Source organism: Bacillus sp. T17B1 (assembly GCF_026796395.1).
GTDB classification, from domain to species: domain Bacteria; phylum Bacillota; class Bacilli; order Bacillales; family Bacillaceae; genus Bacillus; species Bacillus spizizenii_A.
Genome location: NZ_JALAYA010000001.1, coordinates 111448 through 136180 on the forward strand (window position 1 = coordinate 111448; position 24733 = coordinate 136180).

General features: G+C 46.2%; 23 protein-coding genes and 1 pseudogene. 6 read left to right on the top strand and 18 right to left on the bottom strand.

Annotation, left to right across the window (positions count from 1 at the left end; genetic code table 11):
- Positions 1-20 precede the first annotated feature (20 nt).
- Both MOF34_RS00550 and zapA read right to left on the bottom strand, forming a co-directional pair.
- On the bottom strand, positions 21-554 hold the full coding sequence (locus MOF34_RS00550; RefSeq protein WP_268397898.1) for a CvpA family protein: 534 nt from the start codon (positions 552-554) through the stop codon (positions 21-23).
- A 6-nt stretch (positions 555-560) separates the two neighbouring features.
- Entirely contained in the window at positions 561-818 is a 258-nt protein-coding gene (gene zapA / locus MOF34_RS00555) for a cell division protein ZapA (RefSeq protein WP_003229534.1), read from the bottom strand.
- 133 nt (positions 819-951) lie between these two features.
- Between zapA and rnhC the strand changes: the two genes are divergently transcribed.
- Positions 952-1893: a ribonuclease HIII gene (gene rnhC / locus MOF34_RS00560; RefSeq protein WP_268397900.1), complete on the top strand. Its 942-nt coding sequence runs from the start codon at positions 952-954 to the stop codon at positions 1891-1893.
- A 34-nt stretch (positions 1894-1927) separates the two neighbouring features.
- Here the strand turns inward: rnhC and pheT are convergent, their stop codons facing one another.
- Together pheT and pheS are read right to left on the bottom strand one after the other, a co-directional pair.
- Positions 1928-4342: a phenylalanine--tRNA ligase subunit beta gene (gene pheT, locus MOF34_RS00565; protein ID WP_268397902.1), complete on the bottom strand. Its 2415-nt coding sequence runs from the start codon at positions 4340-4342 to the stop codon at positions 1928-1930.
- A 15-nt stretch (positions 4343-4357) separates the two neighbouring features.
- Entirely contained in the window at positions 4358-5392 is a 1035-nt protein-coding gene (gene pheS / locus MOF34_RS00570; protein WP_268397904.1) for a phenylalanine--tRNA ligase subunit alpha, read from the bottom strand.
- Between the two features lie 80 nt (positions 5393-5472).
- Here pheS and MOF34_RS00575 point away from each other — a divergent pair.
- Positions 5473-5719, top strand: a pseudogene (locus MOF34_RS00575) (hypothetical protein).
- A 24-nt stretch (positions 5720-5743) separates the two neighbouring features.
- Here the strand turns inward: MOF34_RS00575 and MOF34_RS00580 are convergent.
- On the bottom strand, positions 5744-6490 hold the full coding sequence (locus MOF34_RS00580) for a TrmH family RNA methyltransferase (protein ID WP_268397906.1): 747 nt from the start codon (positions 6488-6490) through the stop codon (positions 5744-5746).
- 118 nt (positions 6491-6608) lie between these two features.
- On the opposite strand from MOF34_RS00580, the gene sspI reads away from it, so the two are divergent.
- The 4 genes from sspI to MOF34_RS00600 all read left to right on the top strand — a co-directional run bounded on the left by sspI (position 6609) and on the right by MOF34_RS00600 (position 11278).
- Entirely contained in the window at positions 6609-6824 is a 216-nt protein-coding gene (gene sspI / locus MOF34_RS00585; RefSeq protein ID WP_019715313.1) for a small acid-soluble spore protein SspI, read from the top strand.
- 478 nt (positions 6825-7302) lie between these two features.
- Complete coding sequence (locus tag MOF34_RS00590; protein WP_268397909.1) at positions 7303-8163, top strand: glycerophosphodiester phosphodiesterase family protein; 861 nt, start codon at positions 7303-7305, stop codon at positions 8161-8163.
- A gap of 371 nt (positions 8164-8534) precedes the next feature.
- A complete protein-coding gene (glcD, locus tag MOF34_RS00595; protein ID WP_268397911.1) occupies positions 8535-9947 on the top strand; it encodes a glycolate oxidase subunit GlcD in 1413 nt (470 codons plus the stop codon).
- On the top strand, positions 9944-11278 hold the full coding sequence (locus MOF34_RS00600) for a (Fe-S)-binding protein (protein WP_268397913.1): 1335 nt from the start codon (positions 9944-9946) through the stop codon (positions 11276-11278). Before glcD ends, MOF34_RS00600 begins: the two co-directional genes overlap by 4 nt.
- Before the next feature lie 36 nt (positions 11279-11314).
- Here the strand turns inward: MOF34_RS00600 and MOF34_RS00605 are convergent, their stop codons facing one another.
- The 13 genes from MOF34_RS00605 to araA form a co-directional block, all read right to left on the bottom strand.
- The gene (locus MOF34_RS00605; protein WP_268398060.1) at positions 11315-11683 is read right to left on the bottom strand and encodes a VOC family protein; all 369 of its coding nucleotides are present in this window, start codon (positions 11681-11683) and stop codon (positions 11315-11317) included.
- Positions 11598-11786 carry a hypothetical protein gene (locus tag MOF34_RS00610; RefSeq protein WP_268397914.1) on the bottom strand — a complete coding sequence of 63 codons (189 nt, stop codon included), beginning with the start codon at positions 11784-11786 and terminating at the stop codon, positions 11598-11600. The genes MOF34_RS00605 and MOF34_RS00610 overlap by 86 nt, the downstream gene beginning before the upstream one ends.
- Entirely contained in the window at positions 11729-13525 is a 1797-nt protein-coding gene (cstA, locus tag MOF34_RS00615) for a carbon starvation protein CstA (RefSeq protein ID WP_268397916.1), read from the bottom strand. The genes MOF34_RS00610 and cstA overlap by 58 nt, the downstream gene beginning before the upstream one ends.
- A gap of 112 nt (positions 13526-13637) precedes the next feature.
- Entirely contained in the window at positions 13638-13922 is a 285-nt protein-coding gene (locus MOF34_RS00620; protein WP_419901017.1) for a DUF4097 family beta strand repeat-containing protein, read from the bottom strand.
- A 223-nt stretch (positions 13923-14145) separates the two neighbouring features.
- The gene (gene abfA, locus MOF34_RS00625) at positions 14146-15648 is read right to left on the bottom strand and encodes an alpha-L-arabinofuranosidase AbfA (protein ID WP_003222445.1); all 1503 of its coding nucleotides are present in this window, start codon (positions 15646-15648) and stop codon (positions 14146-14148) included.
- 18 nt (positions 15649-15666) lie between these two features.
- Positions 15667-16512, bottom strand: a complete 846-nt coding sequence (gene araQ / locus MOF34_RS00630; RefSeq protein ID WP_268397919.1) for an arabinose ABC transporter permease AraQ — start codon at positions 16510-16512, stop codon at positions 15667-15669.
- Complete coding sequence (locus MOF34_RS00635; protein WP_019715323.1) at positions 16513-17454, bottom strand: carbohydrate ABC transporter permease; 942 nt, start codon at positions 17452-17454, stop codon at positions 16513-16515.
- Between the two features lie 35 nt (positions 17455-17489).
- Entirely contained in the window at positions 17490-18791 is a 1302-nt protein-coding gene (locus MOF34_RS00640) for an ABC transporter substrate-binding protein (RefSeq protein WP_268397925.1), read from the bottom strand.
- 30 nt (positions 18792-18821) lie between these two features.
- Complete coding sequence (egsA, locus tag MOF34_RS00645; protein ID WP_268397928.1) at positions 18822-20006, bottom strand: sn-glycerol-1-phosphate dehydrogenase; 1185 nt, start codon at positions 20004-20006, stop codon at positions 18822-18824.
- Positions 20003-20821, bottom strand: a complete 819-nt coding sequence (locus MOF34_RS00650) for an HAD-IIA family hydrolase (RefSeq protein ID WP_268398062.1) — start codon at positions 20819-20821, stop codon at positions 20003-20005. Before MOF34_RS00650 ends, egsA begins: the two co-directional genes overlap by 4 nt.
- Positions 20799-21488: an L-ribulose-5-phosphate 4-epimerase gene (gene araD, locus MOF34_RS00655; RefSeq protein ID WP_268397930.1), complete on the bottom strand. Its 690-nt coding sequence runs from the start codon at positions 21486-21488 to the stop codon at positions 20799-20801. Before araD ends, MOF34_RS00650 begins: the two co-directional genes overlap by 23 nt.
- Positions 21489-21501: 13 nt before the next feature.
- Positions 21502-23187 (bottom strand): ribulokinase, encoded by a 1686-nt coding sequence (gene araB / locus MOF34_RS00660; protein ID WP_019715327.1) that lies wholly within the window; start codon positions 23185-23187, stop codon positions 21502-21504.
- A 15-nt stretch (positions 23188-23202) separates the two neighbouring features.
- The gene (gene araA, locus MOF34_RS00665; protein ID WP_268397933.1) at positions 23203-24693 is read right to left on the bottom strand and encodes an L-arabinose isomerase; all 1491 of its coding nucleotides are present in this window, start codon (positions 24691-24693) and stop codon (positions 23203-23205) included.
- Positions 24694-24733: the final 40 nt, after the last annotated feature.

The window sequence follows — 24733 nt, forward strand, 5'->3', positions numbered from 1 at the left end:
TCTCCGGACAAGAGAAGTTTTTATGCTCCGTACTGTGTCCACAGCTCTTCTAAAAGCCCTGACAAATACGGTGTATGGTTAATGATCACATTTGCGAGAGACGATTGCCCCATCATTTGCTGCAAAGCATCTACCGGAAGCACGGATGCGACATACAGCAGCACAAATGTAAATAAATAGACTTCTAGAAAACCGAGAACAGCGCCCAGCAACTGGTTAATTTGTTTGATCACCGGAATGCCGGCGACAATACTCAGGAAAGAGCCGATGATTCTCAGTAATATTTTAGCGATGATGAATAAAACGATAAACGCGATCGCATTATAGTAGGCCGCTTCCAAATTTCCCGTGAAAAAAGAAAGAGCCGGCTGTCCCGCTGAAAAGTCTGGTGCGGGAATCCACTTTAAATGCGACGCCACATTTTTATAAAATAAAGCCGCAAAGGCGATCGATAAAATAAAGCTCGTCAAGCGGATAAACTGCAGGATGAAACCGCGTTTCAACCCCAGTAAAGTCCCCATCAGGAGCAAGATTAAGATGATGATATCTAGCATAGTTGTTCAATCCTTTTCTTTAAGCTGACGCTCCAATTTCTCACATTTCTCTTGTAATTTGACATAATCGTGCACCACATTTACCGCTGTCAGCACTGCAAGTTTATTTATATCAAGATATGGATTTTTTTCATTGATTTCTCTCATTTTATCATCAACAATTCCGGCGACATACCTCATATGGGCTCTGCTTTCTTCACCGACAATCGTGAAGTGCTGGCCGTAAATGTCAACGGTTGTTTTTGTTTTTTTGCCGTCAGACAACGTTTCTCCTCCATTCCGCGAGAATCCTAGTTCTTATCATAACATGTTTATTAAATGAATGGAAAGACGAGCCCCCCGCTGTTATGATACACTGGTATATACAGCGAATAGTGTAAAAAAAGGAGATTATTACGTGTCCCATTCTGTGATAAAAGTATCGTTGTCTGCTATTGACCAAATGAAAACGACATACAGCGGTTCGCTTACTGCCTCTGTTCCGCAGGGAGCCGTTTTTCAGGCGAAACCGCCAGGCTGTACCATTACAGCATATAAATCCGGCAAGGTCCTGTTTCAAGGCAAAAACGCACCGGCAGAATCCGCGCGCTGGGGAACAGCAGAGCCGCAGGAAAAGAAGAAAACGGCCAAAAAGCTGGCTGACCCCCGTTATGCCCCTCCGGCAGATATCGCCAGCATGTCTGTTATCGGCTCTGACGAGGTTGGAACCGGAGATTACTTTGGCCCGATGACAGTTGTATGCGCGTACGTCGACAAAACGATGCTTCCCTTAATGAAGGAACTAGGTGTTAAGGACTCTAAAGACTTAAAGGATCCGCAAATCATCGAGATTGCCCGAAACCTGATCAAAACCATTCCATACAGCTTGTTGGTTTTAAAGAATGAAAAGTACAACAGCATGCAGGAAAAAGGCATGAGCCAAGGGAAAATGAAAGCTTTGCTGCACAATCAAGCCATCACCCATTTGTTAAGAAAAATGGATGGGGTAAAGCCTGAGGCCATTTTGATTGATCAATTCGCTGAGCCAGGCGTCTACTTCAATCATTTAAAGGGCAGAGACATTGTGAGGGAGCGGACCTACTTCAGCACAAAGGCTGAAGGCATTCACTTGTCAGTCGCTGCTGCTTCAATCATTGCAAGATATTCGTTTTTAATGGAAATGGATAAACTGTCGCGCGAGGCAGGAATGACACTTCCGAAAGGGGCCGGCCCGCACGTGGATGAAGCGGCTGCAAAGCTGATCCTCAAAAAAGGGGCATCCGCTCTCAGAACCTTTACAAAACTCCATTTTGCCAATACGCAGAAAGCGCAGCGCCTTGCTGATAAAAAACGCTCATAGAAAAAGCTTGCAGAGAAATCTGCAAGCTTTATTATTAGCCTCTCAAAACAGCCTGATATGTGTCTTCTAACGCTTTCAGCACTTTGCTGTGCGCCTTTGTCACTTCTTCTTCAGTCAGTGTCTGTTCAGGGTTGACGTATTGAAGTGAGAAAGCGACTGACTTTTTGCCTTCCTCCATATGCTCGCCTTCGTATACGTCAAAGACGGATACTTCTTTCAGAAGCTTGCCGCCAGCCTCTTTAATCACGCTCTCGAGCTGGCGGCTTGTGACGGATTGATCTGTTACAAGCGCGATATCACGTGTCACAGACGGATATTTTGGAATCGCCGTGTAAACAAGCGGCGCTGTATCCGCTGCGAGCAGTGCATGAAGGTCAATCTCAAACACATATGTCTCTTTTATATCCAATTCTTTTTCCACAGAAGGATGGACTTGGCCGATAAAGCCAATAAGTGAACCATTCAATAGAATGTTCGCTGTTCTGCCCGGGTGCAGCTGTTTGCGTTCAGATTGAACAAATTCAACGCTGTCGAGGACGTTCAGTTTGTCTAACAGCCCTTCCACAATTCCTTTGGCGACAAAGAAATCAACCGGTTTTTTCTCGCCCTGCCACAGCTGCTTGCGCCATAATCCGGTAACAGCTCCTGCCACGCGTTCTGTTTCAACAGGTTTTGTATCCTCTTCCTTCGTCAGGAAAACGGAGCCGACTTCGTACAGTGCGACTGAGTCAGTCTGTCTCGCCAGGTTGTAAGAAACGGACTCAAGCAGATTAGGAACAAGACTGTGTCTGAGAATGCTTCTTTCTTCACTCATTGGAAGCGCAAGCACAGTGTTCAATGATTTTTCAATCGCAAACGCTGCCGCTTTCTTCTCGTTTGTCAGTGAGTACGTGATGGCTTGTGACAAGCCTGCGCCTTCAAGAAAACGTCTGACCTTACGGCGTTTTGCCTGATATGGCGTTAATCCGCCTGTTGTTCCCGCTGTCTCAGGAAGCGTGGACGAAATGTTATCGTAGCCGTACAGTCGTGCCGCTTCTTCAATTAAATCCTCTTCGATTGTAATGTCACCGCGGCGTGATGGTACTGTTACAACGAGAAGTTCATTCGCTTCACCGACAGTAAAACCGAGACGCTTGTAAATGCTGATGAGTTCTTCTTTGCCGATTGTCAGGCCGAGAACGCTGCTCACTTTGTCAGCAGATACATGAATGTTATTTGCTTCGATTGTCAGGTGATCATCCTCAACCGTGCCAGTGAGCACTTCACCGCCAGCATACAGATGGATCAGCTGTGCAGCCCGTTCTGCTGCAAGACGTACACGAGCCGGATCAATGCCTTTTTCAAATCTTACACTTGATTCACTTCTCAAACCAAGGTCTTTGGAAGCCTTGCGAACTGTCTGTCCATTGAAATACGCAGCCTCCAGCAAAATCGTTTTCGTGTCTTCCTGAACTTCTGACTCTGCTCCTCCCATGACACCGGCAACGGCTTGCGCTTTCGTTCCGTTTGTAATGACAAGGTGATCGGCAGAAAGCTTTCGTTCTTGATCATCAAGGGTTACGATCGTTTCATTTTCAGCTGCTTTTCTTACTACAACTTCCTTCGAGCCGAATCTGTCATAATCAAACGCGTGAAGCGGCTGTCCGTATTCCAACAGGACAAAGTTTGTGATGTCGACGACGTTGTTGTGCGGGCGAATGCCTGCATTCATCAGCTTCGTCTGCATCCAAAGCGGTGATGGAGCGATCGTAACGTTTTTAATGATTTTTGCAGTGTACAGCGGGTTCGCTTCTTGATCTTCGACTTTGACAGCGATGTAATCAGACGCTTGTTCTGAAGCAGCCGGATAATCCGTTTTCGGAAGTTTTACCTCTGTATCTAAAATCGCTGCAACCTCGTAAGCAACACCAAGCATGTTCATGGCATCCGCGCGGTTTGGCGTTAAACCAAGCTCAAGAATCGCATCGTCAAGCTGTAAAGCCGCTAAAGCATCGCTTCCTGTTTCAGCGTCATTCGGGAATACGAAAATACCTTCCGCATACTCTTTCGCCACAAGCTTGCTTTCAATGCCAAGCTCTTGTAAAGAACAGATCATGCCGTTAGATTCTTCACCGCGAAGCTTTGCTTTTTTGATTTTGAAATTGCCCGGAAGCACCGCTCCAACTGTTGCAACTGCGACTTTTTGCCCTTTATCCACATTCGGCGCGCCGCAAATGATTTGTACAGGTTCATCCGCTCCAATATCCACAAGGCACTTATTCAGCTTATCAGCATTCGGGTGCTGCTCGCGCTCCAGCACGTGGCCGATGACAACGCCTTTGATGCCTTCCCCTTTGTATTCAATTCCTTCAACTTCGATACCGGCTCTAGTAATTTTCTCAGCAAGAACAGCCGGGTCCATGCCTTTTATATCAACATAATCCTCTAACCATTTATAAGAAACAAACATCCTAGCATCCTCCTCTTACGCCTGTTTAAACTGCGAAATAAATCTGAAATCATTTGTATAGAAGTGGCGGATATCATCAATGCCGTATTTCAGCATCGTGATGCGCTCAACACCCATTCCGAATGCGAAGCCCTGATATTCCTCCGGATCAAAGCCTGCCATTCTCAGTACGTTCGGGTGAACCATGCCAGCGCCGAGGATCTCGATCCAGCCTGTTCCTTTACATACTGAGCAGCCGTTTCCTCCGCACTTAAAGCATGTCACGTCTACTTCTACTGAAGGTTCAGTAAACGGGAAGAAACTTGGGCGGAGTCTGATTTCACGGTCTTGCCCGAACATTTTTTTCGCAACAAGTTCAAGCGTTCCTTTTAAATCACTCATGCTGATATTTTTGTCAACAACAAGCCCTTCAATTTGCATAAATTGGTGAGAGTGCGTCGCATCATCGTTATCGCGGCGGTATACTTTACCCGGACAAATGATTTTAACCGGCCCTTTGCCTCCATGCTTTTCCATGGTTCGTGTTTGCACAGGGGATGTTTGCGTTCTCATCAAAGTTTCCTCTGTGATGTAAAAGCTATCCTGCATATCGCGCGCAGGGTGTTCTTTCGGCAGGTTAAGCGATTCGAAGTTGTAGTAATCCGTTTCAACCTCAGGTCCTTCCTCAACTGTGTAGCCCATACCGATAAATAAATCTTCAATTTCTTCTATGACAACAGTGAGCGGATGGCGGCCTCCGACTGCGACAGGGTTCCCAGGCAGCGTGACGTCGATTGTCTGTCCAGCAAGCTTCTGCTTCATTTCCTCTTCCTCAAGCTTCTCATTTTTGACAGCAATTGCATTGGCGATACGCTCTCTTACTTCATTCGCGAGCGCGCCCATTTTCGGACGTTCCTCAGCAGAAAGTTTGCCCATTCCGCGCAGCACTTCTGTAATCGGCCCTTTTTTTCCGAGATATTGCACCCGAATATCATTGACAACCTTTAATGAGCTTGCCGCTTCTACTTGTTCTAAAGCTTCTTGTTCCAGCTGTTTTAGCTTTTCTTCCATTTTGCATCCTCCTTTTATGTAAACAAACCGTTATATGTCTTTGGAAAACAAAAAAACCCGTCCCTTATACAAGGGACGAGTTGTGGCCGCGGTACCACCCTTATTTCAGACAGACTGATGCTGTCGTCAGCTTCATTGACATAACGGAATCAGATTCCGGTTCACCTTTACGCGCAGTGCGCGGTCCCGGTGACAACTCAAGAGGTGAAACCGATTTCCGGCTGCGTTAAAAATGCTCTCAGTCTGCGGCATTTTCTCCCTGGAAGGCAGTTGATCAGAAATCGTGATCCTCTGTCACGGTTTTTCAAATATTATGTTCTATTATAGTGAAATACTCCGCTCGGCGCAACACTATCCTCGCAAGTGATACACGAGGATGGCAGCCGCAATGGCAACGTTCAGTGATTCAGCCTGTCCGTAAAGCGGCACATACAGATTCAAATCTGTTTTTTCCAGCAAGGCGACATCCACCCCTGCCCCTTCATTTCCTACAATGAGCGCAAAGGATTCAGCCTGAGACATGTCCCGGTAAGGCGCCCCGTTTTGCAGCGCCGTACCGTACACTGGTACGCCCTCTGCCTTCAATTCATCCACATATGTATGCAGGTTTCTTCTCACCACAGGAATATGAAAGTGAGATCCTTGCGCTGATCGCAGTGTTTTTCCGTTATAAGCGTCCGCCGTGCCGTCACCGAGCACAACCGCATCCAACCCGGCCGCATCAGCCGTCCGAATCATCGTGCCGAGGTTTCCCGGATCTTGAACAGCGTCAATCAGCAGCACCCGCTGAGGCGACGCCAGTTTTTCCTCAGGCATATGGCACACAGCGGCAATCTGCTGCGGCGTTTCGGTTTCAGTAACAGCTGAAAACGCATCTTCACTCAGCACGTAGCACTGGATGCTCACATCAAGATCTGAGGGAATTTTCATCTCATCCTTTACAAGGATTTCTTTTACTGTTCCCGGGCTCTTGAGCGCCTCTTCAACAAGATGTTCTCCCTCTATCAGGAATGTATTCGTTTTTGTTCGTTCTTTTTTCGTGTGAAGCTTTTTCCAATCCTTCACTTTTTGGTTTTTTGCCGATTCTATTTGTTTCACTGTCTGTGTGGCTCTCCTTTTTTTAACATGATGTTATTATATCGCAAGAACAGCACATAATAAACCAGGTGCAAGGTTAGAATATACGTATAACTTTTTAGAAAAAGGAGCGTTTCACATGGATCTTAATTTACGTCACGCCGTCATTGCCAATGTAACCGGAAACAATCAGGAGCAGCTTGAACATACAATTGTGGATGCGATTCAAAGCGGTGAAGAAAAAATGCTTCCAGGCCTCGGCGTTTTATTCGAAGTTATCTGGCAGCACGCATCCGAAAGTGAGAAAAACGAAATGCTAAAAACGCTTGAAGGCGGATTAAAACCCGTCCAATAAGACTAATGAAACCGGGTGACAGCACCCGGTTTTTTCTTTTAAAACTGATGAGAAAGTTTTTCATGTTTTTACACATGTTATCAAAGACTTTTATTCGATTTAAAAAAATGTCAATCTAATGAGGAAAATATATGATACATAAGAAATAGACGAAGATTTCAAACCGGGTGAAGGAATGCGGCGAATCTTTTGTCTGCTGGTCTTTCACCGTTTTTTTTGAAGTGCCTGCGATAAGACATACAAAAACGAAGGCGGAAAACGAATTATACGCCTTATATTTTAAATCTATATGACGTCTGGACCGAGCAATAGACAAAATTGCTTGTGCACGCTGATATATCCAAAAAAGATCTCTGCTAAAGGGTCTTTTTTGGATATCAGGAAATTTTATGAAAATAAAAGACTGTTGAAACATAATCTTAACAAAGCAACCCTATAATTTGGCAAGAGAAAAGCAAATAAAAGGGGAGTGGATGATGTGTCAGCTTTATTAAAAAAATTAATGTTCTCTTCATTGATCGGGATTTCCATCGGATCAGCTCTGTTTGCACCGAATGCGGAGGCAGCAGAGCCGGCGGCCAAGCCTAAAAAAGTCGATATCATTGCTCACAGAGGCGCTTCAGGATATGCGCCGGAAAACACGATGGCCGCTTTTGAAAAGGCGCTTCAGATGAAAGCAGATTATATCGAGCTGGATGTTCAAATGTCAAAGGATGGAGAGCTTGTCATCATCCATGATACAACCGTAAACCGTACGACAGATATTGACTCAGTGCTGCCGGTTGCCGTAAAGAACTTGACGCTTGCCGAGCTGCGCAAGCTTGATGCAGGCAGCTTTTTCGCTCCGCAGTTCACTGGGGAACGCATTCCGACATTTGAAGAAGTGCTTGACCGGTATAAAGGCAAGATCGGACTGCTGATCGAATTGAAAGAGCCTGCACGCTATCCGGGAATCGAGGAAAAAGTATCAGCAGCATTGAAAGAGCGGAGTATGGATAAGCCTAAAAACGGTAAAATCATTGTGCAATCGTTTGATTTTAACTCTGTTTACAAAATTCATCAGCTTCTTCCATCGATGCCGACAGGTGTTTTAACGTCAAAAGCTGCGGACTTAACAGATGCAAAACTCAAAGAATTTTCAGGTTACGCCAAATACGTGAACACCAACTTAAAAAATGTGACCGCTGATCCTACGCTTGTGCCGAGAATTCATGCGCTCGGCATGAAGATTACCCCTTGGACCGTCCGCTCCCGTGATGAAGTGTCTCCGCTTTTAAAAGCCGGCGTGGACGGAATTGTGACAGACTTTCCTGATTATGTTCCGAAAAAAGTACGCTAGAGACTAAAAAATAAAGCCCGCAGTTCCCTCTGCAGGCTTTTTCATTCATTAATGAAACTGAGCTAATAGCTGCTGCAACGCGGTTATCATTCCATCGGCTAGTGGACACCTGGGCAAATTGTATGAGGTTGAGGAGGTGCTCTGCGGTACTGAGAATGGATGATGTTCCCCGTTCCGCTGATAAGTCCTTGAAACAAACAACAAAAAGACATGCATATATTGCGTTACCAAAGTCGTCTAAGGCTGTCAGTAGATCTAGATACAAAATAGAGAGAGTTTTCGTTTCTTTTTTGTATGTTACTCTATGGAAGCTTTTCTATTATTCTTTTACAATAGAATGAAAGCGCTTTTTTGAAAGAGGGATGGGTAAAATGATTACCAAAAGTGTAAAAGAACAGCTGATCCGAATTGTCGGACCGGAAAACCTTGATGACTCCAATGCCGGCCGTCTCGTCTATTCATATGATGCGACGCCTCAGTTTCAGTCTATGCCTGATGCCGTGATTGCACCGAGGAATACAGACGAAGTATCAAGAATTTTAGCAATTTGCAGCGAACATCAAGTGCCGATCGTTCCAAGAGGATCAGGGACAAACCTGTGCGGCGGCACGTGCCCGACTGAAGGCGGACTAGTTCTTCTCTTTAAGCATATGAACCGGATTCTTGAGATTGATGAAGAAAATTTGACCGCCACAGTCCAGCCGGGCGTCATTACGCTGGATATGATCCGCGCAGTTGAAAGCAAAGGTTTGTTTTATCCTCCTGATCCGAGTTCTATGAAAATATCGACCATAGGCGGAAACATCAATGAAAATTCTGGTGGGCTCCGCGGATTAAAATACGGCGTCACCCGCGACTATGCTATTGGACTGGAGATTGTGCTCGCAAACGGAGACATCATCCGCACAGGCGGAAAACTCGCAAAGGATGTGGCCGGATATGATCTCACCCGCCTTTTTGTCGGCTCAGAAGGAACACTCGGCATCGTGACAGAAGCCATTGTCAAACTCGTTCCAAAGCCGGAAACAAAGAAGACGCTGCTTGCTCTTTATGAAAATATCGATGCAGCTGCTCAAACAGTATCTGACATTATTGCCGCAAAAATTATACCCGCCACACTGGAATTTCTCGACCAGCCTACACTCTTGGTCATTGAGGATTATGCCAACATCGGACTTCCAACAAACGCAAAGGCCGTTCTGTTAATTGAGCAAGACGGGCCTCTTGAAACCGTTGCACGAGATATGGAAAAGATTGAGGAGATCTGCAAAAAAGGCGATGCTGTTTCCGTTCAGGCCGCCCAAACCGAGGAGGAAGCATTTGCCCTGACTGAAGCCCGGCGTTCTGCACTTTCTGCCCTTGCCCGTCTCAAGCCGACAACCATATTAGAAGACGCGACTGTTCCTCGCTCAGAAATCGCCAATATGGTTAAAGCTATTAATGTTATTGCTGCTAAATATAATATTTCCATTTGTACCTTTGGCCACGCTGGAGATGGGAACCTTCACCCGACGTGCACGACAGACATAAGAAATAAGGATGAGATGGAACGTGTCGAACAGGCTTTTGCCGAGATTTTTGAGAAAGCGATTGAACTTGGCGGCACGATTACCGGAGAGCATGGGGTCGGGGCCATGAAAGCGCCCTACTTGGAGATGAAGCTAAAAAAAGAAGGGATTGCCGCGATGAAAGCGATGAAATCGGCATTTGATCCCCGTAACATATTAAATCCGGGCAAAGTGTTTGCGAAAGACGCCAGAAAACGTGTGGTGACGGAAAGTTGACAACAAATAAAGAAAAGAAACAGATCCAAGATGAGTTCAAAGAGCGTATGGATGAAGGCGAGCTTTTGAATTGTATGCGCTGTGGCTTCTGTCTTCCTTCCTGCCCGACCTATATTGAATCGGGGTTTCAGGAAACTCACTCTCCGCGCGGGCGCATCGCCTTAATGAAAGCCGTAGCTGACGGTATGATTGAACCGGATGAAGATGTCGAACGTTCGCTGTCACTTTGTCTCGGCTGCCGCGCCTGTGAACCTGTATGCCCGTCAGGCGTGAAATACGGACAGCTGCTTGAGGAAGCCAGAGATATTATCCACCAAAATAAAAAACACCCGCTCGGCGCACGTGTCTTGCGAAAGGCGGCTTTTCATGAGCTGTTTCCGTATCATAATCGTATGCGCTCAGCAGTAAGCCTTATCGGTTTGTATCAGCGGTCAGGACTGCAAACCGCCGTGCGTAAAACCGGTATGCTTCGCGTCCTGCCTGAGCACTTGCGGACGATGGAAGCTGTTCTACCTAATGTTCCTAAAAGTAAAGACATGAAGCATCGGCCGCGTTTACTGCCGTCAATTAGCCCCATGAAAAAACGGGTCGCCTTTTTTTCTGGCTGCTTAATGGATACAATGTTTTTACCGACCAACAATGCCACACTGAAGCTGCTGCAGTTGGCAGGCTGCGACATTGTCATCCCGCCTGAACAGGCTTGCTGCGGGGCACTGCATGGGCACAGCGGTGAAAAAAACGCGGGGAAAGAGCTCGCGAAACAAAATATCGCTGCTTTTGAAGCATTAGACGTGGATGCTGTCATTACAAACGCAGGAGGTTGCGGAGCCTTTCTCACTGAATATGATCATTTGCTGAAGGATGACCCTGAGTGGTCGGAGCGGGCCGCTGCATTTGTTCAAAAGCTGAAAGATTTTTCATCCGTATTGGTCGAACTCGATTTTCATCAAATGGACTTAGCGCTCGAGGCGCCGCAGATCATTACCTATCAAGATTCATGCCATCTAAGAAATGTGATGCATACGTCACTTGAGCCCCGACAGCTTCTTCAAAGCATTAAGGGGGCTGAATTTAGAGAAATGGAGAAAGCAGACAGCTGCTGCGGATCAGCGGGAATTTATAACATCGTAGAAGCTGAAATGTCTATGAAAATACTGGACAGTAAAATGGCTGCCGTCAAAGAAACTGAAGCGATCGTCATTGTGACAGCAAATCCCGGTTGCCTGCTGCAGATGAAGCTCGGCATTGAGCGTGAAGGACTAAGCGGTAAAGTCAAAGCCGTTCATCTAGCTGATTTGCTGCTGGAAGCAACTGGACACAAAACATCATAAGAAAGCCCAAAACAGAACTTGTTTTGGGCTTGTTCTTTATTCCATCGGACTGCAAATCTCAATATAATGTCCATCCGGGTCAGCGATATAGGCGACTGTCTGCCCCCATGGCTTCACTTTTGGCTCCCCAATAATTGCGACACCTTTTTCTCTTACCCTTTTAATAACCTCTTCTACGTTTTCAGTGACAAATCCGATCTCAAATGTGTTTGAAGCAGATGTATCTGGAATGTCTAGCCGCGTGATTTCTCTGGCACTTTCTCGCGTATTAAGCGCCAATATCGTAGATCCTGTTTCAAATTCGACATACGTTCCATGTTCAGCACGAATCGGCAGTCCTAAAATATCCCGATAAAAATGAATGGCCCGCTTGCTGTCTGATACATATAGAATAAGATATTTCATTGATAGATTCATTCCCAATCCTCCTCAACATTTTCATTAGCTTTTCTATCCCGGGATAGAGGCTTCCATTCTTAAGCTCGGATCTCTCCACATCTGCACCCATTTTTTCACAGCCGCCACGATAATGATAAAGCCTAACAGCAGCATGAGGATCGATAATACGCCATTCAATACACTGTAGCCTGCTGCTTCAGGATTGAGATACACATTGCGCACCATCCAATAGCCTGCATAATTGACAGTGACATATAAATAGGCAAGCGGGATAAGGCAGGTAAGAATGTAACGGCGTTTATCAGCGATTTTCAGCACGATAGTCGCTCCGATAATCAGCCCAACTGAAGCCATCAGCTGGTTGGACACACCAAACAGCGCCCAAATGGAACCAATATCCCCTGAATACAGCAAATAGCCCCACATCAAGCAGGCAAGCGCGCTGGCAAATACAGATCCCGGAATCCAGTCTGTTTTCTTCAGCGGTTTATACACCTCTCCAAAGAAATCCTGGATCAAATAACGTGCGACCCGTGTGCCGGCGTCAATTGCTGTTAAAATAAATACCGCTTCAAACATAATGACAAATTGGAAAAAATATGAGGCCAAATGGCTGAAAAACGGCATTCCGGTAAAAATATAAGTCATTCCCACCGCAAGTGTGACAGCTCCCCCTGTTCTTCCTTCTAAGTCCAAACCGATTTCCCTGCTTAATTCAGGCAAATGGACGACATCCATCCCAAGCGTACGGAAAACCTCCGGCGTACTGTTAATCGCAAAGTAATCTGCAGGCTGCAAGGCGGTCGCTGCAATCAGCGCCATGATGCCGACAAGACACTCGACAAGCATTGCACCAAACGCAACCGGCTTCATATCACTCCATTTATTCAGCATTTTCGGCGTCGTACCTGAACCGACAAAGGCATGGAACCCCGAGATCGCACCGCAGGCGATGGTTATTGATATGAACGGCCAAACAGGCCCTGCCAGCACCGGTCCGCCGCCTTTTACGAATTCTGTAAACGCAGGAAACGGGATGGACGGATTGACCACAAACACTCCTGCAATCAAAGCGATAAAAACACCGATTTTCATAAAGCTGCTTAAATAATCACGCGGTGCAAGCAGCAGCCAAACGGGAAGCGCCGCTGCAAAGAACGCATATACAGGGAGCGCTATTGCAAGCGTTTTCGTATCTAGCGTTAAAAAGTCACCGAGCGTGGTAGTCTGCACCCATGGGCCGATAAAAACTCCTGCCATTAAAAAGAGAAAGCCGATCGTTGACGCAAGCTTTAAATTTCCCGTTTTCTTAAAAAATAAGCCCACGCCCATCGCAATCGGAATCGTAATCCCTACCGCAAATGTTCCCCATGGATTGCGTTCAAGCGCGTGCAGCACAACCATCGACAGGCCCGCCATCGTAATCGTGATAATAAACAGCATGGACAGTCCCGTGCAAAAGCCGGCAACAGGGCCGAGCTCGTCCTTCGCTACTTCTGACAGTGATTTACCATTTTTGCGCATCGAGGCAAACAGCACAACAATATCATGGACGGCTCCCCCTATTACCGCCCCGATTAACAGCCATAACAACCCCGGCAAATAGCCGAACTGCGCTGCCAGGATCGGTCCGACCAACGGCCCAGCCGCTGCGATTGCCGCAAAATGATGGCCGAACGAAACCCATTTATTTGTAGGCACATAATCTTTTCCATCCTCAAGCGCGTGCGCAGGCGTCGGCTCGTCATCATTCACTTTGAGAACCTTCACCATCATAAATGTTCCGTATAAACGATAGGCGATAGCCAAAATGCACATTGACGCTATCACAATTGTAACCGCATTCATTTTCTCCCATCCCCTTTGCTGTTTTTCATAAATATATCATAATTTCATGGTGAAAAGCGGTCATTTTTTCCTATACAAAAAAGCGGGCTGAAATTAGGCCGGCTTGAGGCAGTTAGTTTAGTTCAATGTCTCCAGATGTTGTACGAACTTTTAAACGGTTAGAGGTCCCGCTATCACCTACATAACCTACAATACGGTTCTCTGATTTTTCTTTATACAGGATTTGATCGAGATTGACCGCGGCATCACCTGAGTCAGCCTGAAAATCCACTGCCAAAGATGCAGGTTCTTTCTGATACTCTACTGACACACTTCCGCTCGTAGTGACGAAGCCGATCTCTTCGTTCTGGTGATCCTGAAGAAGATCAATATCCCCGGGAGTTGTCTTATAGGTCACCTTTTTAACTGTTGTGTGGCTGCTTTTTATCGATCCGCTTGTTGTCTTTACCTTACCTTGGCCGAAGGAATTTAATCCGCTTGAACATCTTGCTCGTTGTTTTTAGCGTCAGCTCGTTTTCAATTCGTGTATGCTTCGGCTGCTACTGAATATTACAAGGTACTGAACCATATCTACTGAGAAAAAAAGAAAAACCGGAGAGAGATCTCCGGCTTTGTTTCTCTTATGACTGTTTTTTCAGGCGGATCACATTCCAGGAAAGCGGCGTGAAATGCGCGGTTAAGCCGTTTTCGCTGACAGACGATGTTCCGTTCGAATGCGGGACGACATTTTTTCTGTTATGCTGGTTTGTCGCTTTGATATCCTGATGCTCGAGTACGATGTGCTCTGCGATTTGATAGGATTCAAAGCCTCTGAGCGAAATCTCCGTCTCCATCTGATCCTCAGCTTTGTTTACCGCAAAAATGGTGAGTGTTTCTTCCTCTTCGGAGTACACAACAGCGGCATCAACATAAGGCACATCAGTAAAATCTGAGCAGTCGTACTTCGGAGAAGAAATAAGCGGTTTCAGCGACTCGCCTCTTCCGTAAACAGAAGCATGCATGTACGGATAGAAAATCGGCTGTCTCCATGCTTCTCCACCTTTTTCCGTCATGATTGGCGCGATGACATTTACAAGCTGTGCAAGACATGCGATTTTCACCCGGTCTGCGTGCTGCAGCATCGTAATGAGCAGAGAGCCGACCAATAAGGCATCTTCAAAGTTATAAATATCCTCTAATATAGGACGCGCAGTAATCCACGGTTCTACTTTTTTATCAGCCTCATTTGAGTGGTACCAAACATTCCATTCATCCAGAGAGAGATTGATTGTTTTCTTGCTGCGTGTTTTTGCTTTTACATAGTCACAGGTTGCAGCCACAGATTTGATAAAATGATCCAGATCCATGGAACGGGCCAAGTAGTTTGGCAGATTGTTATCCCGGTTTCCGTAATACGTGTGGAGAGAAATATAGTCGACATGCTCATACGTATGCTCCAGTACCTTTGCTTCCCAATCGATAAAGGTTGGCATGCCGCTGTTTGAGCTGCCGCAGGCAACAAGTTCAATTGATGGGTCAACCCATTTCATGACCTTTGCCGTCTCCGCGGCAAGCCGCCCGTATTCGTCAGCTGTTTTGTGGCCGATCTGCCACGGGCCGTCCATTTCGTTACCCAGACACCATGTCTTGATTCCATATGGCTGTTCATAGCCATGTGATCTTCTTAAATCACTCCAGTAAGAGCCTTTCGGGTGGTTGCAGTATTCAACGAGATTGCGGGCTGCGTCTATGCCTCTTGTGCCAAGGTTTACGGCCATGTTGACCTCAGTGTTCACCTTTTTTGCCCAAGATAAAAATTCATTTGTTCCCACTTCATTCGTTTCTGTCGTTTGCCATGCCAAGTCAAGGCGTCTCGGGCGGTTTTCGACAGGCCCGACACCGTCTTCCCAGTTGTATCCGGATAAAAAGTTTCCGCCCGGATAGCGTATGATCGGAACCTGCAATTCTTTGATCAGTGACTGGACATCCTTTCTAAACCCGTCTTCATCCGCTTCAGGGTGATCTGGCTCATATATGCCTTCGTATACCGCACGCCCCATATGTTCGATAAACGATCCATAAATCCGTTTGTCTACTTCACCAATTTTATATTCTTTGTCTACAATCATTCGCGCTTTTTTCATCACACGTTTCCTCCCTTTTTAACCTTTGACTCCGCCTACTGTCAGGCCGGAAATAAAGTACTTTTGGAAAAACAAGAAAATGATAATCACCGGCAAAATCGCAAATACTGAGCCGGATATGAGCATGTCATAGTTGTTTCCGTATGGGCTCAGCAAGCTGGACAGCCCAATTGGAAGCGTAAACATTTCTTTCGAACGAAGCACAATCAGCGGCCATAAGAAGTTGTTCCAGCTGTTTAAGGACTGGAGGATAATCATCGCGCCGAAAGCCGGTTTCATCAGCGGCGCCATAATCCTGAAAAAGATGCCGAATTCCGTACAGCCATCCATCCTTGCAGAATCCAGCAAATCTTTTGGAAGACCGAGGGCATACTGCCTGAAAAAGAAAACAGCGACCGGCGAAACGATGAATGGCAGGATGACACCCGTATACGAATCAATCAAATGCAGTCCGACGGTAAGCTTAAACAATGGAAGCATCATTACTTCAAGCGGGACCATCATAATAATCAGCACAAGAACAAAGATGATATTTCTGCCCTTAAATTCGTAAACCGCAAGCCCATACCCAATCATCGAAGAAAAAAACAGAGTGAGCACGGTCGTGAAAATCCCAAGCACAAGACTGTTAAAAAACCACTTGAAATAAATACTGCCGCCATTAAACAGAAATGTGTAGTTATCTAAACTCATCACTTTTGGATCAATATCAACATTCAGCCCTACACGCAAAAGCTCAGATGACGGCTTTAATGATCCTAAAAGCAAACAGAAAATCGGAAAAATATACAATAGGCTCAGCATGATAAAAAACAGGGTAAGCGCGATTTTGTAAACGCTGTACTGAGGACTGTGCCGCAACATTTATCCCTCCCCCTTAAACGAGCCTGACAGCTTTAACGAAATCAGGCTGACAACAAGTATCACAATCAAAAGCACAATACCGATGGCCGCTCCGTATCCCATTTCATTGTAGGCAAGCCCCTGCTGGTACAAATACCCGACAAGCGTCAGACCGATATTACCTGGGGAATTATTTTGCCAAAGGACGTAGCTTTCCTCAAACATCCTGAATCCGCCGATGATGCTGATGGTTAGCACATATACAGATACAGGCTTGAGAAACGGCAGTGTAATGTGCCGGAATTTCTTCATCGTATTCGCGCCGTCAATATCGGCGGCTTCGTACAGCTCTTTCGGCACATTTTGCAAACCGGCCAAAAAGTAAAGGATGTTGATTCCCATCCATCTCCACGAAGCAAGCAGCACCATTAAAAACATGCCGGTATGTTCATTGTTCATCCAGTTCTGAGGTGAAAAGCCGAGTTTAAGTAAGATGGAATTGGCCAGCGACGTTTCCATTTCCCCGAAGATCAGTCGAAAAATGATCCCCGCCACAATGGTAGAAGTCAATGCCGGAATGAATAGCGCTGATTTGAAAATATTTCTGAATTTGACCAGCTTTGAATTCAGGAATATAGCCAGCAGCAATGGGACAGGAATCAGCACAATCAGCGTCCAAAAGGTGTACTCCAGCGTATTCCAAAGAGCGGTGTAGAACGTCGGATTGTTTAGCGCAGTGTAATTGGACAATCCGACAAACGTCACCTCTCCCGGCAAAATTCTTTGAAAGCTCATGATGAAGACACTAATGATGGGGTATAGAAAAAATACGAGAAAGGATAAAACAAATGGCGCAGTAAACAAATAGGGCGCCGCTTTTTTCGAATAAAATAAATCTCGCCAGCCTGATTGTTTCTCAGCTGAAGGAACGGGATGAACCGTTCCCGTTTTCACAGGTTTCATGAGAACCTCCCCGCTTTCACTTTTTGAATGGGATTCTATTTCTGTTTCAGTTCACCTGCCGCTCTGTCCAAGGCTTGTTTAGGCGTTTTCTGCTGAGATTTAAGTGCGTCGAACAATACACTTCTGTTGACAAGGTCTGAAGCCTTGGCAAAATCCTCATGTAAATATATCGGATTGATTTCATCCTTGATATCGAGCAGCATAGTAAAAATGCCTGTTCCGTTTTGGAAGTAATCCGTGTATTTGTTTTTCTCTTTCAATTCCTTGGAGCTCCAGACATCCCAGCGAAGCGGGTCAAACCCGAGTACGCTCCAAAGCTTTTTGTTTCCTTCTTTAGAACCCTTTGCAAAGGCCAAAAACTCTTTCGCTAACTCAACATGCTTGGATTGCTTCGGTACAACAGTTGCCGTACCGCCCAACCCTGCCGAACGGTCGCCCCCATCTTTCCACGCCGGAAGCGGACGGATGGCAATCTTTCCTTTTAAATCAGGCATATAATCTAAAAATCTTCCCATATACCAAATCGGCATCAGAACCGATGCTGCTCCGCCTTGGTTCATAAAGCCGTAATATTCTTCACTGTGATGCCCGCCGCCCGGTGCGGCAATCATCGTTTTATCATTAATCATGTCCTTTAAAAATTGAATTGTTTTTACATTGGTGTCATTATTGAGGATCAGCTTGCCGTTTTGATCAAAATAACCTGAATTTTGCTGTGAAATCATGGATAAGAACGTTGTGGAATCATTTGTTTCGACCGTTCCCATCGGCTTTCCGGTTACTTTGCGCACTTTCTGCCCGGCTTTATGGTAATCATCCCATGTTTTAATATCATCAGGATTAACACCGGCTTTTTTCATCACATCCATGTTATAAAACATGACTGTCGTTCCTACATGCGTATCCAGCCCGTAAAGCTTGCCGTTTTTGCTGTACAGGGTAAGCCGCGCCTTAACGAATTTATCGCGGTCCTTTTCAATCAGCGGAGTCAAATCGGCAAGCGGGATATCAGAGCCCTTCAAAAAGTTTGAAAAACGGGCCAATTCGACATCGGCAATATCAGGGACGCCTTCTCCCGCGATTAAGGAGATAGACAAGTTATCGTGCATTTGTCCATATGGATAAACAACCGTATTCAGTTTGATTTTGCGGTCAGGATATTTTTTGTTCCATTCCTTCACCATTTCTGCATAAAACTGCTCATGAAGACCGTTAAATGTCCAAAAGGTCAGTTCGGTTTCACCCGATTTCCCGGATGATCGTTCTGCTGAACACCCAGCAATGAATAATGTCAGCAGCATCATGAGCGCAAGAAAACAGACAGTCATTTTTTTCATTTGCGTTACCCCTTCCATTCGAGGTGCGGGCTATTCATATAGACCATGATTGATCAGCGTTTTGTTTTCATTGATAATTCTTAATCCGGTGCAGCGGTCTCTTAAGGTGTGCGCGTGTCTAAAGGCATTCTTGACGGAATCCTGCCCGACACCGATTTCGTCAAAAAACGCAGGGCCTCCGGCTGATCTCAGCCAATCGGCCAATACTTCTCCTTCTGGGAGCGTTTCATAAGCCGATTGAATGGCTTGGCGCCGGCGCGGAGAAAATTCGTTTAGCCCATCATCCTGGGCGAGCTTTCTGTATGTGTCAGTTAATAACACAGCCGCACAGCCCACCTTTGCCCCATGGAGAATCTGAGGCCGGTTTTTCTTCATTAATTCCATCTCAATCCAATGGGAAATATGATGTTCTCCGCCTGATGCCGGGCGGGAATGATCTAAAGCCAGCATGACAAGCCCCGACACAATTAAAGACTCCATTAAAACCTGTATGCCTGTTTCAGTTTTCATCGCAATGTCTTCTGTGTGTTCGATACAGGCATCAAGTGCCTCCTGAACGATCTTAGCCCCTGCTGGGGAATAAGGCTCGCCGGCAAGATGGCGAGATATTTCCCAATCAGCTAAAGACGTGATTTTACCGAGCATGTCACCAAATCCAGCCGCCACCATTGACTGGGGTGCCGCTTTTAATAGATCCAGATCAGCGAACAGCGCGGACGGCGCCTTCGTTTGGATAGTTGTTTTCGTACCGTATAAAATAAGCGGCGCCCCGGCTGATGTAAATCCGTCTACAGATGGAGCAGTCGGATAAGAAATAAACGGCAAATCCCTTTGAAACGCTGCAAAGCGTACGATATCGTGAATCGTGCCCGATCCGACTGCGATCATGACATCTGTTGTTTTTTTCGTATGGATCAGTGCATGAATGAGCGATTGTTCATCGGCCACTACATCTCCGGCTTCATTTTCCGGAATAATCAGGCATTTGGCCTGGAACCCTTCTTGATTCAAGCGGTCTTCCAAATCAATTCCTGCAATGCGATGTGTATTCGAGTCACAGACTAGCACGATCTGTTTGTCATTTTTTCTTTTTACATACTCTAAAAGCGAATCGGCTGCTTGTTTTCCGAGAGCAATTTCTTCCATTTCGATAGGAAACGTCTTTTCTCCGGCTTGTTCAAAAGCACGCTGAACGTCAGCTGCGATACGATTCATAACAGAATCCCCTCCTCAGCTAATTTGGTTACATCCTTAATAGACTCTAGCACATAATCCGGTGTGTACAAACGCTGTTCACCCGGTTTCGCAGAACCAGTAAGCACTAAGGCGCTTTTCATGCCATAAAGCTTTCCCATCGCAATGTCAGATTCAATGCTGTCTCCGATAATCATGCATTCATGTGCGGAAAGCCCCATTGCTGTACATGCAGCCTCCGCCATCAGCCATGACGGCTTTCCGACAACAAGCTCCGTTTTCGCTTGAGCTGAAGCCTCTATCGCCCCAATCATTCCGGCCACATCGATGGCATTGCCGTCTTCATTTGGAAAAGAGCGGTCTTTGTTTGTAGCAATGATACGAGCTCCGCCCGCGGCCGCTTGAAAGGCTTGATTTAAATCTTCGTACGTGAGCGTTTCATGAAGGGAGATCACGAGCCAATCCGCTTCCTTCGGTTCGTTCGCGTGCTGGACGCCGGCCAGCCTCAGCTCGTCAACCAATCCTTGTTCTCCGAGCACCCACACCGTTGCAAAACGATAATGGTTTTTCAGAAAAGATGCAGTGACACTTGACGACAAAACAATATCGCTTACATCCGCCTCTATCCCCGCGCCGAGAAGTTTTTTTCTGCACATGGCACGGGAAATATTCCCCCGATTGCTCAAAAAAACAATTTTCTTGCCCATTTCTCGGAGTGTATTGATCGCTTCTCTTGCCCCTTCAATTAATTCATTTCCTCTGAATACAGTACCGTCCAAGTCAATCAGAATACCGGCCGGTGACACAGCGGAATCATGACTGGCCATAATACGCATTTGCTCCGTGTTTTCGATAAAAATGTTTTTCATGAAGGACTGTATTAATGGGATTTACATCCTTGTTCAGCATAATGGAATGATAGGCCATTTCCGCAACGGTTTCTAATACAACGGCGTTATGAATGGCATTTAAGGAGTCCGTTCCCCAGCAGAACGGGCCGTGATTATTCACGAGCACACCCGGAACCTGTTCGTAGTTATGATGCTGAAAGGTTTCCGCTATGACTTTTCCTGTATTCAGTTCGTAGTCATGAATGATTTCTTCATCGTACATTTCTCTTGTACACGGAATCGCACTGTCAAAGTAATCGGCATGGGTCGTACCTAAAGCCGGTATATCTCTTCCCGATTGCGCCCAGCTTGTTGCCCATTGAGAATGGGTATGGACAATTCCCCCGATGTTCGGGAACGCTTTGTACAAATATACATGAGTAGGTGTATCTGATGAAGGCTTGAGCGAGCCTTCGACGACCTCTCCTTCAAGATTCAAAACAACCAAGTCATCAGCTGTCAGGTCGCTGTATTCAACTCCGCTTGGTTTAATGACTATTCTTTCTTTTTCACGGTCAATACCGCTGACATTTCCCCACGTAAAGGTTACCAGCTGATGCTCTTGAAGCTTCAAGTTGGCAGCCAGCACTTCTTTTTTTAATGTTTCAAGCATGCTCCATCACCCTTTATGAATTCTTTTTGACGGCAGATGAAAATTGAAGATTTTTAATTGTTTTCAGACGTTTCATGACATGGTTTTCTTTTCCGAAATAGTGAACCAGCTCTTTATATTCAGCGTACAATTTTTCATACACCGCGGCGTTTTCGGCGTTCGGCGTATAAGATATATCTTTCAGTTTTCCCATGTGCGCCGCCGCCTCTTTGATGTCGTCGTACCCGCCGTTTTCTTTACCGGCGGCAAGGGCGCCGAAAATGGCAGATCCTAAGGCAGGGGCTTGCGGGGAACCAGAGATTTTAATGTCCATGTTTGTCACATCAGCATAAATCTGCATGACAAACGGGTTTTTCTCAGCAATTCCACCGGCTGCGTACAGCTCCTCAATTGGAACCCCGCTTTCTTTGAACGTTTCGATAATCATCCGGGTTCCGTAAGCTGTCGCTTCAACTAATGCTCTATAAATCTCTTCAGGCTTCGTCAGCAGCGTCATGCCAAGCAGCATTCCAGTTAAATTAGCATCAACAAGGGTTGACCGGTTTCCATTCCACCAATCTAAAGCAAGCAGTCCGCTTTCACCTGGCGCTTGAAGGTTTGCCTTCTCACTCAGCAGCTCATGAATGCTAATGTTTTTTTCCTCTGCTTCCTCTCGATACGCTTGCGGGACACATGTTTTTACAAACCAGTCAAAATGATCGCCTACACAGGACTGCCCGGCTTCATATCCCGCGTAGCCCGGGAGAATTCCGTTGTCCACGACACCGCACATACCCGGCACGATATGTACCTCTTCGCCCAGAAGAACATGGCACGTTGAAGTTCCCATAATCATCAGCATTTTCCCTGGCTCTGTGATGCCGACCGCTGGCACGGAAACATGAGCATCAACATTGGCAACCGCAACAGCCGTACCCGGAAGAAGGCCTGTCAGCTGTGCCATTTTTTCAGTCAGTCCGCCGGCTTTTTCCCCTACTGAATGAATAGAACCTGCTAATTTGTCGTTTGTAATCGTTTTCATTAAAGGATTTAATTTGCCAAAGAAATCATCTGACGGATATCCCGCTTTTTCACTCCAAATTGCTTTATACCCTGCAGTACAGTTGCTTCGCTTAAGCGAGCCGCACAGCTGGTACACGATCCAGTCTGCAGCCTCGATAATCCGGTCAGCCGCCTCATAAATGTGAGGCGCTTCTTCTACAATCTGCATGACCTTCGGAATCATCCATTCTGATGAAATTTTTCCCCCGTACCGCTGTAGAAAAGCTTCTCCTTCTTCTTCCGCGATTTGATTGAGCCGGTCAGCATGTTTTTGGGCCGCATGATGCTTCCAGAGCTTCACATAGCTGTGCGGCTCCTCTTCATATTCCGGCAGCATGCATAACGGCTGCCCTGTACGGTCAACTGGCAAGATCGTACATGCCGTAAAATCAATACCGATCCCGATAATGTCTTTCGGTTGAACGTCCGTCTGGTCGAGTAAAGACGGAATGGTTGTTTCCAAGACTTCGAGATAATCAGCCGGGTCCTGCAGCGCCCAGTCCCGCGGCAGCTTATGACCCGTTTTTGGAAGCACGGTATCAATGACCGCATGCCTGTATTCTTTCACAGCAGACGCCAGTTCCTCCCCTGTTTCGACATGAACGAGCACCGCTCTTCCTGATAAAGTTCCAAAATCAACCCCTATTGTGTAAGTCAAGTGATATCCCCCTCTCTACTTTTGAAGCCGGTAAAGCGCCTCGTTCCATTTTAATTCGTGTTTCAGCTTGTGAATTGTCGTATCACGGGAAATGAGAACGCTTTCGATCCCCGCCATTTCCGCCCAATCAAGCATTTGCTCCGCTGTCAGTTCATAAGACAAGCAGGTATGGTGTGCGCCGCCGGCTAAAATCCATGCCTCAGCCGCTGTTTTCAATGACGGCTCTGGCTTCCAGAGAACACGGGCCACCGGCAAATTCGGCATGTCTTTTTCAATTTCCTGTCCGTTGACCTCATTCAAAACAAGACGGAAACGCCCCCCAATATCAACAAGGCTTGCTTGAATGGCTGAACCGCTGATGCCGTTAAATACAAAACGTGCAGGATCCTCTTTTCCACCGATGGAAAGCGGATGAACCTCAATTTTCGGCTGATCCAAGGCGACAGTCGGACACACTTCAAGCATGTGCGAGCCCAGAATCATTTCATTTCCCGGTTCAAAATGATACGTATAATCTTCCATGAAGGACGTTCTTTTTCCTTCAGCCATGATTTTCATCATCCGTACAAGAGCCGCTGTCTTCCAATCTCCTTCACCTGCGAACCCGTAGCCTTTCTCCATCAGGCGCTGAACAGCAAGCCCCGGAAGCTGTTTCATTCCGTGCAGCACTTCAAACGATGTCGTAAAAGCTGAGTATCCGCCTTGTTCAAGAAAAGCAGTTAATCCAAGTTCGATTTTCGCCTGTTCTTTAATGGACGCTACCTTTGCTTCGTCACGTTTTGTTTCCTCGCTGATGACATAAAGCCTGTCATACTCCGCATAAAGCGTGTCAACCTCGTCGTCCGTAATTCGGTTCATCACTTCAACAAGGTCTCCGATCCCATATCCGTCAACCTGCCAGCCAAATTGAATATGCGCTCCCACCTTGTCTCCGTCCGTTACCGCGACGTGACGCATGTTATCTCCGAATCTGGCAACCTTAATATGTCTGCTTTCATTTAATGCAGCCGCCGTATCCATCCACTGGGATATTTCTTTCTTCACTTCATCATCATCCCAATAGCCAGCAACGACTTTTCGGCTCAGCCCCATTCTCGAGTTGATATAACCGTACTCACGATCGCCATGTGCGGATTGGTTGCTGTTCATAAAATCCATGTCAATCGTACCCCATGGGATATCGCGATTATATTGTGTATGCAGATGCATAAGCGGTTTTTGATAAGAGGAAAGACCCTCAATCCACATTTTTGCTGGAGAAAATGTGTGCATCCATGTAATGATGCCGGCGCATGTCTCACTGTACTCCGCTTCTCTTAACAGCTGTCTGATGGTTTCCGGTGAAGTGACGACAGGCTTGTGAGTGATTTTATATCTGGAAGAAACTCCGCTGAGTCCCTCACAAATGCTTTTCGCATGCTGATCTACCAGTTCCAACGTCTCTTCCCCATATAGGTGCTGGCTCCCTGTTACAAACCAGAATTCATAATTCTTTGTCTGAAGCATGTAAACTGCCCCTTTCTTCCTATAGTAAAACGCTTTCAAT

Excerpts from the sequence above, each read along its gene's own strand:
- MOF34_RS00550 (WP_268397898.1), bottom strand. The coding sequence starts at position 554 with ATGCTAGATATCATCATCTTAATCTTGCTCCTGATGGGGACTTTACTG.
- cstA (WP_268397916.1), bottom strand. The coding sequence starts at position 13,525 with ATGAATGCGGTTACAATTGTGATAGCGTCAATGTGCATTTTGGCTATC.
- araQ (WP_268397919.1), bottom strand. The coding sequence starts at position 16,512 with ATGTTGCGGCACAGTCCTCAGTACAGCGTTTACAAAATCGCGCTTACC.
- pheT (WP_268397902.1), bottom strand. The coding sequence starts at position 4,342 with ATGTTTGTTTCTTATAAATGGTTAGAGGATTATGTTGATATAAAAGGC.
- MOF34_RS00610 (WP_268397914.1), bottom strand. The coding sequence starts at position 11,786 with ATGGGTGCAGATGTGGAGAGATCCGAGCTTAAGAATGGAAGCCTCTAT.
- araA (WP_268397933.1), bottom strand. The coding sequence starts at position 24,693 with ATGCTTCAGACAAAGAATTATGAATTCTGGTTTGTAACAGGGAGCCAG.
- egsA (WP_268397928.1), bottom strand. The coding sequence starts at position 20,006 with ATGAATCGTATCGCAGCTGACGTTCAGCGTGCTTTTGAACAAGCCGGA.
- abfA (WP_003222445.1), bottom strand. The coding sequence starts at position 15,648 with ATGAAAAAAGCGCGAATGATTGTAGACAAAGAATATAAAATTGGTGAA.
- MOF34_RS00605 (WP_268398060.1), bottom strand. The coding sequence starts at position 11,683 with ATGAAATATCTTATTCTATATGTATCAGACAGCAAGCGGGCCATTCAT.
- pheS (WP_268397904.1), bottom strand. The coding sequence starts at position 5,392 with ATGGAAGAAAAGCTAAAACAGCTGGAACAAGAAGCTTTAGAACAAGTA.
- MOF34_RS00640 (WP_268397925.1), bottom strand. The coding sequence starts at position 18,791 with ATGAAAAAAATGACTGTCTGTTTTCTTGCGCTCATGATGCTGCTGACA.
- MOF34_RS00635 (WP_019715323.1), bottom strand. The coding sequence starts at position 17,454 with ATGAAACCTGTGAAAACGGGAACGGTTCATCCCGTTCCTTCAGCTGAG.
- sspI (WP_019715313.1), top strand. The coding sequence starts at position 6,609 with ATGGATCTTAATTTACGTCACGCCGTCATTGCCAATGTAACCGGAAAC.
- glcD (WP_268397911.1), top strand. The coding sequence starts at position 8,535 with ATGATTACCAAAAGTGTAAAAGAACAGCTGATCCGAATTGTCGGACCG.
- MOF34_RS00650 (WP_268398062.1), bottom strand. The coding sequence starts at position 20,821 with ATGCGTATTATGGCCAGTCATGATTCCGCTGTGTCACCGGCCGGTATT.
- araD (WP_268397930.1), bottom strand. The coding sequence starts at position 21,488 with ATGCTTGAAACATTAAAAAAAGAAGTGCTGGCTGCCAACTTGAAGCTT.